This is a genomic window from Kitasatospora sp. NPDC018619 (assembly GCF_044391605.1).
Lineage (GTDB): Bacteria > Actinomycetota > Actinomycetes > Streptomycetales > Streptomycetaceae > Kitasatospora.
On record NZ_JBISAI010000018.1, the window covers coordinates 1 to 13735 of the forward strand.

Below are 13735 nucleotides of genomic sequence, written 5' to 3' on the forward strand. Positions count from 1 at the left end.
CGGGCCCCGTACCGGCGCCCCGGCGCGGCTCCCGCCCGGGCTCGCCCCGCTGCTCGGGCCCCGGCACCGCCGCCGTACCGCCCGGCCGGACCGCGAGGACGGCCGCGACCAGCTCCCGCAGCAGCGCCTCGGCCCGGCGGGGCTGCGGCGCCGCCGACTGGTAGGAGAGCCCCGCGCAGGCCGAGAGCGCCGACCAGCAGAGCAACTCGGCATCCGCCTGCGTGAGTTCGGGCCTCTCCGCGCGCAGCACCGCGACCATCAGGGCCACGTCGGCGCGCAGCTCGCGGCGCAGCGCCGCCCGCCGCGCCGGTGGCAGCAGCCGGGCGTCGCGCTGCACCAGGGTGCCGAGCGGCCGGTGGCCGACCGCGACGGCGGCCAGCGCCGCACCGAGGTCGGCGGTGGTCCGGGCCGGGCGCAGCCCCTCGGCGAGCGCTTCCAGGCCCGCGCGGACGGCACGGTCGAGGAGTTCGGGCTTGCCGCGGAAGTGCCGGTAGAGCGCGGGTGCGGTGATGCCGACGCCGGCGGCAACCTCGGTCATCGAGACCTGGTGGTAGCCGCTGCGGTGGAAGCGCTCGGCGGCCACGGCCAGGATCTGGGCGCGCCGCCCCGGCGGCCGTCGGACCCCCACGGCGCACCTCCCCGGGACGGCGGCACCCCTGTCGGCGCCGATGCCGACGGAAGGCTAGCAAGGATTCACTTCACCCCTCGCCGAGCCCGCTCCCGGCAGCCGTTCAGCGCCCCGTCGACTCTGGACAGCCGAAGCTACCGCGGATTAACTTGTGGGGCCACCACCAGGCCCGTTCCGCTCCGGCCGGCAGCCCCGGCCGGTGCCGTCGAAGGGAGCGCCGCCGTGCGCCGCACCGTGTTCACCGAGGACCACGAGGCCTTCCGGGAGACCATCCGGGACTTCATCGCCAACGAGGTCGTCCCGGTCTACGAGAGCTGGGAGGCCGAGGGCCACCCGCCGCGCGACTTCTACCGGCAGCTCGGCGCGCTCGGCGTCTACGGCATCGAGGTGCCGGAGGAGTACGGCGGGGCGGGCGAGAGCGGGTTCAAGTACCAGGCGGTGGTCGCCGAGGAGACCGCCCGGGCGGGCGTCAGCTTCGGCTCCTCCGGCGTGCACACCGGGCTGGTGCTGCCGTACCTGCTGGAGTACGCCACCGAGGAGCAGAAGCGGCGCTGGCTGCCCGGCTTCGTCTCCGGCGACATCATGACCGCCATCGCGATGACCGAGCCGGGCGCGGGCTCCGACCTCGCGGGCATCACCACCACCGCGCGGCTCTCCGAGGACGGCACCCACTACGTCCTGAACGGCGCCAAGACCTTCATCACCGGCGGCGTGCTGGCCGACCTCGTCCTGGTGGTCTGCCGCACCTCCCCGTACGACCCGGAGAACCGCCGGGCCGGGCTGTCCATCCTCTGCGTGGACACCTCCTCCGAGGGCTACACCGTCGGCCGCAAGCTCCAGAAGATCGGCCTGCGCACCTCGGACACCGCCGAGCTGGCGTTCGACGACGTCCGGGTGCCGGTGGAGAACCTGCTGGGCGAGGAGGGCCGGGCCTTCTCCTACCTGACCCACAACCTCGTCCAGGAGCGGCTGGCGATCGCCGTCAGCGCGTACGCGGCGGCCGCCGCGGCGGTGCGGTTCGCGGTGCAGTACGTCAAGGACCGCAAGGTGTTCGGCAAGGCGGTGGCCGAGTTCCAGAACACCAAGTTCACCCTGGCCGACTGCGAGGCCCAGGTGATGGCCCAGCAGTCGATGGTGGACCGCGCGCTGGAGCTGTACCAGAACGGCGAGCTGACCGTCGCGGACGCGGCGGCGGCGAAGCTGTTCTGCACCGAGTCGGCCTCCACCGTGATCGACAAGTGCCTCCAGCTGCACGGCGGTTACGGCTACATCCTGGAGTACCCGATCGCCCGGCTCTACACCGACAACCGGGTGTTCCGGATCTACGGCGGCACCAGTGAGGTCATGCGCAGCATCATCGCCAAGTCGCTGGGGCTGTAGAGCCGTTCGGGCCTTCCGGGAGGGCCCGGCGCACGGGCCCGCCCGCAAGGCCCCGCCGTCCGGCTCAGTTGGGCGAGCCGTGCTCGCTGCGCCAGGCCTCCCAGCCCGCCGTGGACGCCACCCGCGCCTCGTGCAGGGCCCGTTGGGCGAGCGCGGTGGGCGGGGTCTCCAGGCCGCGCACCCAGCTGCGGCCCGCCGTGACCAGCGCCACGCAGACCATCGTCGCCCCGGCCGCACTGAGCACCGTGCCGATCGCGGTGAGCACCGCGCCGCCGGTCAGCACCGTGCGGTTGACCTGGAACCCGCTGAAGAGTCTCTGGTTGGTCGCCATGCCTCCACGATGCGGGCTGTCGGCGGGGGCTGCACCTCGGACTGCTCGCCTCGGGCGGCTTCCCGCCCGCACCCGGACGACGCCGGCCGCCTCCGGGTGCGGGGCGCCCGGGCGTCCGCGACCCTGGGCACACGGAGTGCGCCCGGAGCGAGGAGGAGGCGCGATGCCCGATCTCGAACAGCTCGCCGTGGAGCACGCCGCCCTGGCGGCCGAGAGCCCGCACGGACGCAGCGCCCACCTCGTCCTGCACGACGGGGTCCTGCGGCAGACCGTGATCGCGCTGACCGCGGGCACCGCGCTGGACGAGCACAACCCGCCCACCGCGGGCAGCGTCCAGGTGCTGCGCGGCCGGGTCTCGCTGACCATCGCCGGCCGGCGGCTGGAACTGGCGGCCGGCCGCCTGGAGCCCGTCCCGCAGGAACGGCACGGGCTGCTGGCGCACGTCGACTCGGTGGTGCTGCTGACCGCCGTCACCGCGTAGCGGCCGGCGGCCGCTACGCGCCGGCGGGCGGGGCGAACACGCTGTCGCTGACCAGCCGCAGGCCGCGCAGGAAGTCCTGCCCTCCGGGCGCGAGTTCGGGTGCGGCGAGCCACTGGGCGCAGTACCCGGCCAGCAGGGTCTGGTAGAAGCCGCCGAGCGCGACCTCCTCCTCGGTGTCCGGCACCTCGGGCACCCCCCGGAAGACGGCGGCGAGGCCGAGCCGGCCCTCCTTCTGCGCCGCCGCGAAGGCCTGTGCCAGCTCGGGGGCGTGCCCGGCCTGGGCGAGCGCCTCGAACTGGGCCGCCCAGAGCCCCCGGTGCTCGACGAAGACGTCCCGCAGGCCGTCCCAGACGGCCGCGAAGCGCACCTGCGGGTCGTCCGACACCCGGTTGGCGGCGGCCACCACCGCGCCCAGGGCCTCCCCCATCTCCCCGATCGCCTCGATCATCGCCGTGTTGAGCAGCGCGTCCTTCGAGCCGAAGTGGTAGCCGATCGCGGCCAGGCTGACACCGGAGGCGGTCGCGATGTCACGGGCCGTGGTGCGCCCGTAGCCCTTCTCGTACAGGCAGCGCTTGGCGCCGGCCATCAGGTCTTCGCGGTTTCCCATGCGCCGATCCTACGGAATCTCTGGACGATCGTCTTGTACATCCGTACTAGACAAGCGTCTGACACGTCCGTACCGTCTTCCCCATGACCGCACCCACCGGCCGCGCAGGCCGTCGCGAATGGATCGGCCTGGCCGTCCTCCTGCTGCCGACGCTCGTCCTCACCATGGACATGGGCGTGCTCTTCTTCGCCGTCCCCTACATCTCCACCACGCTGGCGCCGAGCGGCACCCAACAGCTGTGGATCATGGACATCTACTCGTTCCTGCTGGCCGGGCTGCTCATCACGATGGGCGCGCTGGGAGACCGGATCGGCCGCCGCCGGCTGCTGGTGGTCGGCGCGGCCGCCTTCGCGGGGGCCTCGCTGCTGGCCGCCTGGTCGCACGGCGCCGACCAGCTGATCGCGGCGCGCGCGGTGCTCGGCGCCGCCGGGGCCACCGTGATGCCCTCGACCCTCGCGCTGATCCGCACCATGTTCCACGACCCCCGGCAGCGGCAGATCGCGCTCGGTGCCTGGGGCGGCGTCCTCACCGCCGGGGCCACCCTCGGGCCGGTCGCCGGCGGCCTGCTGCTGGAGCACTTCTGGTGGGGCGCGGCCTTCCTGCCCGCCGTCCCGGTGATGGCCCTGGTGCTGCTGACCGCGCCCGTCCTGCTCCCCGAACACCGCTCCACCGGCCGCGCCGGCCGCTTCGACCTGCTCGGCGCCGCGCTCTCGCTGGCCGCGATCCTGCCGCTGGTCTACGGCGTCAAGACGCTCGCCGTCGAGGGCTGGAGCCCGCTGCCCGGGCTGGCCCTCGCCGCCGGGCTGCTGCTGGCCGACGCCTTCGTGCGGCGCCAGCGCACCGCCGCGGCCCCGCTGCTCGACCTCGGGCTGTTCCGGATCCGCGCCTTCAGCGGCGCGATCAGCGTCAACAGCGTCGCGATGTTCGCGATGATGGGCTTCGCCCTCTTCACCTCGCAGTACCTCCAGCTGGTCAAGGGCATGAGCCCGCTGACCGCCTCGCTCTGGTCGCTGGTGCCCAGCCTGGGCGTCGGCGCGGCGGTCGGGGCCAGCGCGGCGCTGGCCGGGAAGGTCCGCCCGGCGGTGCTGATGGGCGGCGGCTTCGTGGTCGGCGCGGCCGGCTTCGCGACGATGACCCAGGTCGGCCCGCACTCCCCGCCGGCGCTCATCCTGTCCGCGGCCGGCGTGCTGGCCGCCGGAACGGTCGGCACCATGACGATGACCGCCGAGATGGTCGTCTCCGCCGCCCCCGTCGAGCAGGCCGGCGCCGCCTCCGCCACCTCCGAGACCGCCGTCGAGCTCGGCAGCTCCCTCGGCATCGCCCTGCTCGGCGCGGCCGGCGCCGCGGTCTACCGCCACCGGCTGGACGGCGCCCTCCCGGGCGGCCTCGCCGACGAGGCCGCCCGGACCGCCCAGGACACCCTCGGCGGCGCGGTCGCCGTCGCCGCCCAACTGCCCGGCAGGGCCGGCGCGGACCTGCTGGAGACCGCCCGCACCGCCTTCACCGCCGGCCTGCACGTCGCGGCCGTGGTCGGGCTGCTCTTCGCCCTGGGCGCCGCGGCGCTGGCCTACCGGCTGATGCGCCACCTCCCGGCCACCGCCCCCGCCCCCGCTCCGGAGCCCGCCGCGGAGCCCGCCACCGCCTGACACCCCGGCCGGTCGACCCGGCCCGGCCCACGCGAGTCATCGGGAGCCCCCGTCCACCCGGGCGGGGGCTCCGGGCCGTCCGGGGCCGTGCCGGCCGGGCTCCACCCGGGGGTGGACGTCCGGCGGTCCACCCCCGGGTGCGTGCCCGGGCCGGCTGCCGGGAGGAGCGTGGAAGCACACCTCGGACCCGACCTCCGGGAGCCCCGCATGTCCCTCCCCGCCCTCCTCTCCCTCCTCGGCCTGCTCTGCTGGGCCGCCTACGAGCTGCTGCTGCGCCGGCGCGGGGACCGCGCCGTCGGCACCTGGCAGGCCGACCGCCGCGACCGCGGGTCGACCCGGCTGCTGCTCGGCTGCTACCTCCTGTCGGTACCGGCCGTGGTGCTGCTCGACCGCGCCGCCGTCGGCGAACTGCCCGACGGGGCTCGCTGGTTCGGGGTCGCCCTGGTGGCCGCCGGGCTGGCGCTGCGCGCCTGGGGCATGCGCACCCTGGGCCGCTTCTACACCCGCACGCTGCGCACCGTGGACGCCCAGTGCCTGGTGCGCACCGGCCCGTACCGGCTGATCCGGCACCCCGGCTACGCCGGCAGCCTGCTGGTCTGGGCCGGCTACGCGGCGGGCACCGGCAGCTGGGCAGCCGCCCTGGTGGTCGCGGCCCTGCTGCTCGCCGCGTACGGCTGGCGGATCGCCGCCGAGGAGCGGCTGCTGCTGGACGCCTTCGGGAGCGAGTACGCGCGCTACCGCCGGGTGTCGAAGCGCCTGGTGCCGTTCGTCTACTGATCGCACCGACGCGGTCGGCGGGTGTGAGCTTCCGCACCCGCGTCGGCCCGGACGGGCGCCGGAGCACTCGCGATCCGCTCGAGCGGCACCCGGTTTTTGGCCAGCGTTTCCCAACCGGTGTATCCGTTCGCCGTCAGGGCCAGGCATACTGGCCAGCACGGGCGCTAGCGCCCGCCATGACTCCAAACAAGAAGGGACCGGTGGCCAGGGATGCTGCGGAACGGTCTTGAGCCCTGGCACATTCTCGTGGTGCTGGCGGTCGTCATCCTGCTGTTCGGATCGAAGAAGCTGCCCGAGATGGCCCGTGGCCTGGGCAAGTCCATGCGCATCCTGAAGGCCGAGACCAAGGCCATGCGCGAGGACGACACCCCCGCGGACGCCGCCGGCACCGCGCAGAGCACCGCCGCTCCCCAGCAGAGCGCCGACCGCCCGGCCGTCACGCCGACCAACGTGACCAAGGGCACCGAGGCCAAGCGGCCCGAGACGACCGCCTGAGCCTCCTCCTCGTCCTGCGCAGAGCCCCCGGTGATCCCACCGGGGGCTCTGCGCCGTTCCGGGGCCGTCGAGCGGGCCGTTCCGGCGCCGCTCCCGGACGGCTCCGACCCCGGCGCTTCCCGACTGGCCGTCCGATCTGATCCGTTGTCTCCTGGTATGCACCCACGGAGGAACGGAGCCCGGCATGCCGACCGACGAGCCCGCCGGCGCTGCCGACGGCGTTCCCGGCGCCTCCGGCGACGAGCCGGCCGCGCCGCGGGCCCGGCTGGACGCCGTCGAGGCCCGGGAGGCGCGGCTCGCCGGGCGGCTGGCCGCCGGACCGGCACGGCGCCCGCCCCGGCACCGGGTGCGCTCCTCCTTCGCCGTCCTGCTGGTCGTGCTGGCCTGCGCGCTCACCCCGCTCGCCGCCCTCGCGCTCTGGGCGAGGTCCGAGATCAGCGACACCGACCGCTACCTCGCAACGGTCGCCCCGCTGGCCCGGGACCCCCGGGTCCAGGCGGCCGTCACCGACCGGGTGACCGACGAGATCGTGAAGAAGCTCCCGCTGGACTCGCTGCTCGACGGCGTCGCCCCGGAGGACCGGCCCGGGCTCGGCGCCCTGCTGGGCGGCATCGGCCAGGCCCTCGGCAACGGGCTGGACGACCTGATCCGCACCCAGGTCGAGCGGGTCGTGGACAGCGACGCCTTCGTGGCCCTGTGGACGGACGTCAACCGGGACGCGCACGCCGCCGTCGTGAAGATGGTGACCGGACAGGGCGGCGGCGCCGTCGAGGTGCGCGACGACACCGTGCTGCTCGACCTCGCCCCGGTGGTCGCCAGGGTGAAGGCCGACCTGGTCGAGCAGGGGATCCCGCTGGCCTCCCGGATCCCGGAGATCCACACCTCCTATCCGCTGGTGCGCTCCGACGCCCTGCCCACGGTCCGCACCGCCCTGCGGGCGCTGGACCTGGCCGGACTCCGGGTGCCGGTGCTGGCCGGTGCCTGCGCGCTCGGCGGGGTGCTGCTCGCCGCCCGGCGGCGCCGGGCGGTGGTGGCCACGGCCCTCGGCATGGCGGGCGGGGCACTGCTGCTGGGCATCGGGCTGAGCGTCTTCCGCGCCGTCTACCTGGACCGGCTCCCGGCCGACGTCGACCAGGCCGCCGCCCAGGCGGTGTACGACACCCTGGTGCGCTACCTGCGATCGGCCGTCCGGGTGGTGGTGACGCTCGGCCTGCTGGTGGCGCTCGGCGCCTGGGTCGTCGGCCCGGGACGGTGGGCCCGCACCGTCCGGGGCGGCTGGCGGGCCGGGCTGGGCGCGGTGCGCGCGGTGGCCGGACGGGCCGGGCTGCGGCTCGGGCCGGTCGGCCGGTTCGTCCACCGCCGCAAGGTGCCGCTGGGCTGGCTGGCGGTCGCGCTCGCCGCGCTGGCCTTCGTGCTCTGGAGCCGCCCGACGGTGCTGGTGACGCTCTGCCTCGCGCTCGGGCTGGTCGCCGTCCTCGCGGTACTGGAGCTGCTGGACGAACCGGGGCACCCGCGGCCGGCCGGGGCGACCAGGCTCCGCTGATCGCAGCGGGCGGACGGGAGCGGGGGGCGGCGAGGCTGAACGGCAGGTCCGGGAACCCGCCAGCGTCCGTCGACCCGAGGGCCTGCTGCCGGCTGCTGGGCGCGTCCGCGCTGCTGACGGCCGGGTGCTTCACGCTGCCGCCGGAGCGGCTCGGCGGGCGGCGGCCGGTGGTCAGCCGACTGCTGTTCGCAGCGGCGCTGGTCGGGCTGACCCGGCTGCGGCCGGCCAAGATCGTCGGCTTGCTGCGGGGAACGGCCAGGCGGCCGGTGGTCCGGCCGACCTTCCTGGTCCTCCCGGTGCCGACCGCCTTGGCCACGACGTACGGCGTGCTGGGCGCGCGTGGGTGGTGCTCCGGATCGGATACGGCGTCGTCTTCCTCGCGGCCGCCGCCGGGACGGCGCCCCGGGCGGCGCGGGGGACCGTGGAGCGCAGGCTCCGGGGGAACGGCTGAGCCCGGCGGGCCCGCGCCCGGCCGACAGCTGACGGGCCGTCACCCCTCCCGACGGGAGACGCCGACCGCACGCGGGCGGCGTGCGATCCGTCGGTGCGCGGCCTTGATCCGGGACCGTGCGGTACCCGTAGAGTGGCTCACGAAATTCTCATGTGTTCGGTCGATCGGACGGTGCGTTCCGCCACGGCCAGGGAGACGAAGAGTCTGGGAGGGCCCGTGGAAGGCCACGAGGTACGCAAGCTCGCCGAGCTCGAGGACCGGCACTGGTGGTACAAGGAGCGCCGGGCGCTGCTGGCGCGGGAGCTCGCCAAGTTCAGCAGGGCCGGCGTCGCGCTCGACATCGGAGCCGCGGGCGGCGGCAACACCCGGGTCCTGCGGGCGCACGGCTGGCAGCCGGTCGCCGTCGAGTACGGGGAGGAGGGCGCCCGGGTGGCCCGCGACCGCGGGCTCGCCGTGCTGCGGGCCGACGCCCGCCGGCTGCCCGTCGCCGACGGCGCCGTCGACCTGGTGGTCGCCTTCGACGTGCTGGAGCACATCGAGGAGGACGGCGAGGCGATGGCCGAGATCCACCGGGTGCTGCGCCCCGGCGGGGTGGCGCTCATCGCGGTGCCGAGCGACATGCGGCTCTGGTCGGCGCACGACGTCGCGGTCGGCCACGTCCGCCGCTACACCCGCGACACCCTGCGCGAGGTGATACTCGACAGCGGCTTCACCATGGAGACCCTGGACAGCTGGAACGTGCTGCTGCGCCCGGCCGCCGCCTGGCGCCGGAAGAAGAGCACCGGCAGCGACCTGGACGACGTGCCGCCGCTGCTCAACACGGCGCTCGGCGCGGTGATCGCCGCCGAGCGCTACCTGCCGGTCCAGGGCCTGCCCGGCGTCTCCCTGCTGACCCGGGCCCGCAAGCCCGTCACCGCGGCCAGGTAGCCGCGCCGATCGCCGCCGCGCCGACCGCCGCCACCGACGGCCCGGCCCGGGCGGCCCCGCACCCCGGACGGCCCCGCGTGCACACCCGCGCGCGGGGCCGTCGGCGTCCCACCGCCCGGAAGCCGGCACCGCGCGGCCCGACCCGGCACGACCCGGCACGGCATGCACAGCGTCGTCCACAGCCTGTGGACGGACAGCGCCGCACTCAGGAGCGGTCGGCGTCGATCACGCTGAAGCGGTTGCCCTCGACCTCGGCGAGCTGCTCCGCCGCGTCCGCCGCGGAGAGGTCCGGGTGGACGCGGGGCTCTCGCTGGACGGGGGACTCGCTGAGGCCGAGGGCGAGTTGCACACCGCCGCCCGGGCGGGGGCGAGGACCGTCCGGTCCTCCTCCACCAGCCCGCCGCGCGGGACGTAGCCGAGGGCGGCCGTCCGGAACGCCACGGCGCGGGACATGTCGCGGACACCGAGGAGGAGGGAACCGATCGTCAGCACCGGCCTGTCCCGGCAGCCCGTCAGTCGTCCTGGAGGTCCGCCGCGGTGTGCAGGGTGGCGTACAGCGCGGCGAGGCGGGCGTTCCAGTTGGCGTAGGTCGGGCCGTCGACGGCGTGCTTCCGGCCCATGTCCCTGACCACCTTCTGGGCGTCCTTGAGCTCCTGGGCGGCCCCGTCCGGGTTGTTCTCGTTGAGGCGCGCGGCGGTGGTGTCGAGGACCCTCAACAGGTCGGCCTGCTTGTCCCGCTCCTTGCCGACCTGGGCCTGGGCGACGGCCTGCCGGAAGGACTGGAGCTGCAGCGCGGCGGGCTGGTTGCGCGGGACGGCCTGGGTCGGGGCCGCGGTGGTCGGGAGCGCCGAGGGGGTACCGGGGGCCGCCGAGGCCGTCGGGCCCTTCGGGGCGGCCGTGGTCGCGGAGGCCTTCGGGACGGGCGGGGCCGCGGTGGCGGGGGTGGCGGAGGGCGCGGTGGCCGCGGCCGGCGCGGCGGCGGCGGCGTTGCCGGCCGGCTCGTCGAGGGCGGTGAGGGCCAGCGCGGCGGCACCGGCCAGGCCCGCCACGCCCAACGCCCCGATCACCAGCGGCTTCCGGCGGCCGGCGCGGGCCGGCGGAGCCGCGGGCCCGGCCGCCCGCGCCGGGGCGGGGATCGGCGCCATCACCGAGGTGGCGGCCGGCGGCCGGGGCGGCAGCACGGTGGTGTGCTGCTGGTCCGCCGCCGGGAACCGGGGCACCGGCGGCAGCAGCTGGGTGGCGGCCCCCGCGGCCCCGGCGGCGCCCGCGAGCAGCTCCGCGGTCGGGTCCCCGACCACCAGCCCCGGTACGGTGCGCAGGAGTTCGGCCCGGGCGGCGGTCGCGTCGGCGGGGCGGCTGGCCGGGTCCTTGGCCAGCAGCCGCAGCACTGCCGCGTCCAGCGCGGGCGGCAGGCCGGGGCGCCGGGCGGAGGGCGGCAGGGGCTGCTCGCTGACGTGCTTGAAGGCGATCGCCACCGGGGTCTCGGCGGTGAACGGGGTCGCGCCGGTGAGCATCTCGGTCAGGACGCAGCCGACCGCGTACAGGTCGGTGCGGCCGTCCAACGGCGAGGCGGTGGCCTGTTCGGGCGAGAGGTAGGCGGCCGTGCCGAGCACGCTCGCGGTCTGGGTGAGGTTGCCGGAGGAGCCGGCCCGGGCGATGCCGAAGTCGACGACCTTCACCCCGCCGTCGTCGGTGATCATGATGTTCCCGGGCTTGATGTCCCGGTGCACCAGCCCGGCCGCGTGGGCGACCGCCAGCGCCTCGCAGACCGCGGCCGCGATGCCCACGGCACGCTCCACCGGCAGGCCCGGCCGCTCCGCCAGCAGCGCGGCCAGCGAACGGCCGCTGACCAGCTCCATGACGATGAACGGGGTGCCCTGGTCCACCCCCGAGTCGAAGACCATGACGATCCTCGGGTGCGCCAGCATGGCCGCGTGCTGGGCCTCGCGGCTGAAGCGCTCGGCGAAGCGCGGGTCGTCGGCGAGGCCGCCGTTGAGGACCTTGACGGCCACCTGACGGGCCAGCACCCGGTCCACCCCGCGCCAGACGGTGGCCATCCCGCCGACGCCGAGCAACTCGACGAGTTCGTAACGCCCGTTCAGCGCCCGTCCGATCACCTGGAGCTCCCCTCACGTGCCCTGCCCGGGGTCCCGGGCCGCCTCGTGCACCTGTGCACGATAGCCGCACCTGCGAACGGGCCGTCCGGGGGCGGAGGGTGGCGGTCGGGGGACCGGGCAGCGGTCCCCCGGCCGCCGGCACGAGGGGTGCGGCCCGCCCTGACTGCGGGCGGGCGGGCCGCACGTTTCCGGGCCGGCCGGACCGGGCGGCGCGTCCGGGGTGCGCCTACCGGTCCGGCCGGGGCCGGGCCGGGCGGCCGGTGGGCACGGGGGAGCCGACCGGCCACCCGGGGTCTTCGGGTGGTACTGCCTCCTGCTGGTCCTGCGGTGGTGCTGTTCCGGGCGGGCGGCGAGCCCGGGGGGAGTCGCTCGCCGCCCACCCGGAGTTCCGGGGGCCTCGCGGCCTACTGTTCGTCCTGTCCGCTCCCGTTCCGCTCGGGCCTGGTCGGGCGGACGTCCTGGCCGGCGGGTACGGAGGGGACGGCCGGGACGGTCACGCCGGGCTTGCCCGGCCTGCTCCCGGCGCCGCCGGCGTCCTGACCGTTGCCACCGTTGCCGTGGCCGTTCCCACTGCCGCCGGTCCGGCCGCCGTCACCGCTCCCCCGGCCCGGCCCGCCGTTCGCCCCGCCGTTCGCCCCGGTGCCGGCGGCGGAGCCGGAGCGGCCCGGGTCCCGCGTCGGGGTGGGGGCGCCCTGGTGGTCGCCGTCCTGGTCCTCGACCGCGGCCCCGCAGTAGCCCGCCACCCGGTCCGCACCGCCGGCCGCCGCGACCAGCGGGCCGTACAGCGGGTCGGCGGCCAGGCCGCTCGGGCGGTCGCCCCTGGCCGTGCGGTCGGCGAAGCCGGCGCACAGGCCGAGCAGCGCGGGCGGGACGGCCGAGCGGCCGCCACGGCCGGTGGCGGAGGCGGTGCCGGGCGTCGCGGGGTCGGACGGGACGACCGCCTGCGGCCCGGCGGAGGCAGTGCCGGACGGACGGGCGGAGCCGGACGCCGCGGCACCGAACGGGGCCACGCCCGCGGACGGGCCGGCGGAGGAGGGGCCCGCCCCGAGGGCGGTCGCCGCGTCCCGGCCGGCGGGCCCGTGCTCCGGCACGGACGGGCCGCCGCCCAGCGCGGACGGCAGGTTGCCGGTGCCGGCGGCGACGGCGACCCCGCACAGCGCGGTGGTGCCCAGCACGACGGCCGTGGCCTTCGTGCTGAAGGCCCGGGCCAGCGCGGCGGTTGCCATCGATCGTCTCCGGACGGGGGTCGCTATCGGGTCGGGCGTACGAGCGGCCTCCCGGAACGCGGCCAGGGCCGCCTCCTCCCCGGCCAGTTCGCCGGCCGTCGCGGGAGCGGCGGCCGCGGCGAGCACCCGGGCGAGCTGCCCGGGACCGCCGTCCGGTCCGGTGAGCGAGGCGTCCTGTCCGGCCGACGGGCCGCCCACGGCACCACCGAGCAGCTGCTCGGCGGCATCACGGTCGATCCGACGGGATCGGTTGGTGCTCATCTCATGTCCTTCAGCGTCGCGGCCCGGCGTTCTGTCACACCCTGCGGAGAACTTTTTTCCGCAGGTTTCCCCGCCGGGTGCCCGGGGGCCTCCCCGGCGCCCGCTCCGGCCGCCCCCGCGGCGGTCCGGGCCGCCGGGATGCCGCCGCCGGGGGCGAGCGGCTCGACCAGTTTGGCCAGTCGCCGCAGCCCCCGGTGGGCGGCCATCCGGACGCTGCCGGCCCGCTTGCCGAGCACCCGGGCGGCGCTCTCCGCGTCCAGCTCCATGACCACCCGCAGCAGCACGGCCTCGGCCTGGTCGCGCGGCAACCGGGAGATCAGGGCCAGCGCGTCGGCGGTGCCGACCGTGGTCAGCGCCGCCCGCGCGGTGTCGTCCCCCGCCGCCAGCTCGACCAGCTGCTCGAAGGGCAGGTCGGTGACCGGCCGGCGGCGCCGCGCCCGCAGGTGGTCGAGGGCGCGGTGGCGGGCGATGGTGGCGGCCCAGCCGCGGAAGCCGTCCCCGTCGCCGGAGAAGCCGCGCAGGTCGCGGGCGATCTGCAGCCAGGCCTCGGAGGCGATGTCCTCGGCGTCCTGCGCGTCCTCCGGCCGGCCGCCGACCAGCACCCGCAGGTAGCGCAGCAGGCCCGGCTGGACCGTCCGGAACAGCAGCCGGAACGCCTCCTCGCTCCCCTCCTGCGCGGCCCGTACCGCCTCGGTCAGGTCGGGGGGAGCGGCGGCCGCCGGGCCCGGTGGCGGCTCGGCGGGTGGTACTGGGCCGGACCGGCCGACGGGGCCGTCGGTGCCCGCTCCGGGGCGCTCTGCACTCTGCACCCGCCACATGATGCGCCATTCGGGCGAACACGTCGGCTCCGGCCGAAGGACCGGCC

Annotated in this window: 14 protein-coding genes; 7 read left to right on the plus strand and 7 right to left on the minus strand. The window is 76.5% G+C overall.

The window, feature by feature from the left end; all coding sequences use genetic code 11:
- Positions 1–628 (minus strand): TetR/AcrR family transcriptional regulator (locus ACH5AR_RS26030; RefSeq protein WP_396303923.1); only part of this gene is annotated, 628 nt, incomplete at its 3' end.
- 222 nt (positions 629–850) lie between these two features.
- Between ACH5AR_RS26030 and ACH5AR_RS26035 the strand changes: the two genes are divergently transcribed.
- Entirely contained in the window at positions 851–2008 is a 1158-nt protein-coding gene (locus ACH5AR_RS26035; RefSeq protein WP_396303924.1) for an acyl-CoA dehydrogenase family protein, read from the plus strand.
- A 64-nt stretch (positions 2009–2072) separates the two neighbouring features.
- Here ACH5AR_RS26035 and ACH5AR_RS26040 read toward each other — a convergent pair whose 3' ends face one another.
- Positions 2073–2339 (minus strand): hypothetical protein, encoded by a 267-nt coding sequence (locus ACH5AR_RS26040; RefSeq protein ID WP_396303925.1) that lies wholly within the window; start codon positions 2337–2339, stop codon positions 2073–2075.
- A 163-nt stretch (positions 2340–2502) separates the two neighbouring features.
- Here ACH5AR_RS26040 and ACH5AR_RS26045 point away from each other — a divergent pair, with 163 nt between their 5' ends.
- Positions 2503–2820 (plus strand): cupin, encoded by a 318-nt coding sequence (locus ACH5AR_RS26045; protein WP_396303926.1) that lies wholly within the window; start codon positions 2503–2505, stop codon positions 2818–2820.
- Positions 2821–2833: 13 nt separating this feature from the next.
- Here ACH5AR_RS26045 and ACH5AR_RS26050 read toward each other — a convergent pair whose 3' ends face one another.
- A complete protein-coding gene (locus tag ACH5AR_RS26050) occupies positions 2834–3427 on the minus strand; it encodes a TetR/AcrR family transcriptional regulator (protein ID WP_396303927.1) in 594 nt (197 codons plus the stop codon).
- An 83-nt stretch (positions 3428–3510) separates the two neighbouring features.
- Between ACH5AR_RS26050 and ACH5AR_RS26055 the strand changes: the two genes are divergently transcribed.
- The 5 genes from ACH5AR_RS26055 (at position 3511) to ACH5AR_RS26075 (ending at position 9266) form a co-directional block, all read left to right on the plus strand.
- A complete protein-coding gene (locus ACH5AR_RS26055) occupies positions 3511–5073 on the plus strand; it encodes an MFS transporter (protein WP_396303928.1) in 1563 nt (520 codons plus the stop codon).
- Between the two features lie 207 nt (positions 5074–5280).
- The gene (locus ACH5AR_RS26060; protein WP_396303929.1) at positions 5281–5850 is read left to right on the plus strand and encodes a methyltransferase family protein; all 570 of its coding nucleotides are present in this window, start codon (positions 5281–5283) and stop codon (positions 5848–5850) included.
- Between the two features lie 210 nt (positions 5851–6060).
- The gene (gene tatA, locus ACH5AR_RS26065) at positions 6061–6345 is read left to right on the plus strand and encodes a Sec-independent protein translocase subunit TatA (protein ID WP_396303930.1); all 285 of its coding nucleotides are present in this window, start codon (positions 6061–6063) and stop codon (positions 6343–6345) included.
- A 184-nt stretch (positions 6346–6529) separates the two neighbouring features.
- Positions 6530–7888 carry a hypothetical protein gene (locus ACH5AR_RS26070; protein WP_396303931.1) on the plus strand — a complete coding sequence of 453 codons (1359 nt, stop codon included), beginning with the start codon at positions 6530–6532 and terminating at the stop codon, positions 7886–7888.
- Positions 7889–8555: 667 nt separating this feature from the next.
- On the plus strand, positions 8556–9266 hold the full coding sequence (locus tag ACH5AR_RS26075; protein WP_396303932.1) for a class I SAM-dependent methyltransferase: 711 nt from the start codon (positions 8556–8558) through the stop codon (positions 9264–9266).
- A gap of 205 nt (positions 9267–9471) precedes the next feature.
- On the opposite strand, the gene ACH5AR_RS26080 is transcribed toward ACH5AR_RS26075, so the two are convergent.
- The 4 genes from ACH5AR_RS26080 to ACH5AR_RS26095 all read right to left on the minus strand — a co-directional run bounded on the left by ACH5AR_RS26080 (position 9472) and on the right by ACH5AR_RS26095 (position 13688).
- Entirely contained in the window at positions 9472–9615 is a 144-nt protein-coding gene (locus ACH5AR_RS26080) for a hypothetical protein (protein WP_396303933.1), read from the minus strand.
- Positions 9616–9778: 163 nt separating this feature from the next.
- Positions 9779–11383: a protein kinase gene (locus tag ACH5AR_RS26085; RefSeq protein WP_396303934.1), complete on the minus strand. Its 1605-nt coding sequence runs from the start codon at positions 11381–11383 to the stop codon at positions 9779–9781.
- Between the two features lie 404 nt (positions 11384–11787).
- Entirely contained in the window at positions 11788–12870 is a 1083-nt protein-coding gene (locus tag ACH5AR_RS26090; protein ID WP_396303935.1) for a hypothetical protein, read from the minus strand.
- Positions 12867–13688: an RNA polymerase sigma factor gene (locus tag ACH5AR_RS26095; protein ID WP_396303936.1), complete on the minus strand. Its 822-nt coding sequence runs from the start codon at positions 13686–13688 to the stop codon at positions 12867–12869. The genes ACH5AR_RS26090 and ACH5AR_RS26095 overlap by 4 nt, the downstream gene beginning before the upstream one ends.
- Positions 13689–13735: the final 47 nt, after the last annotated feature.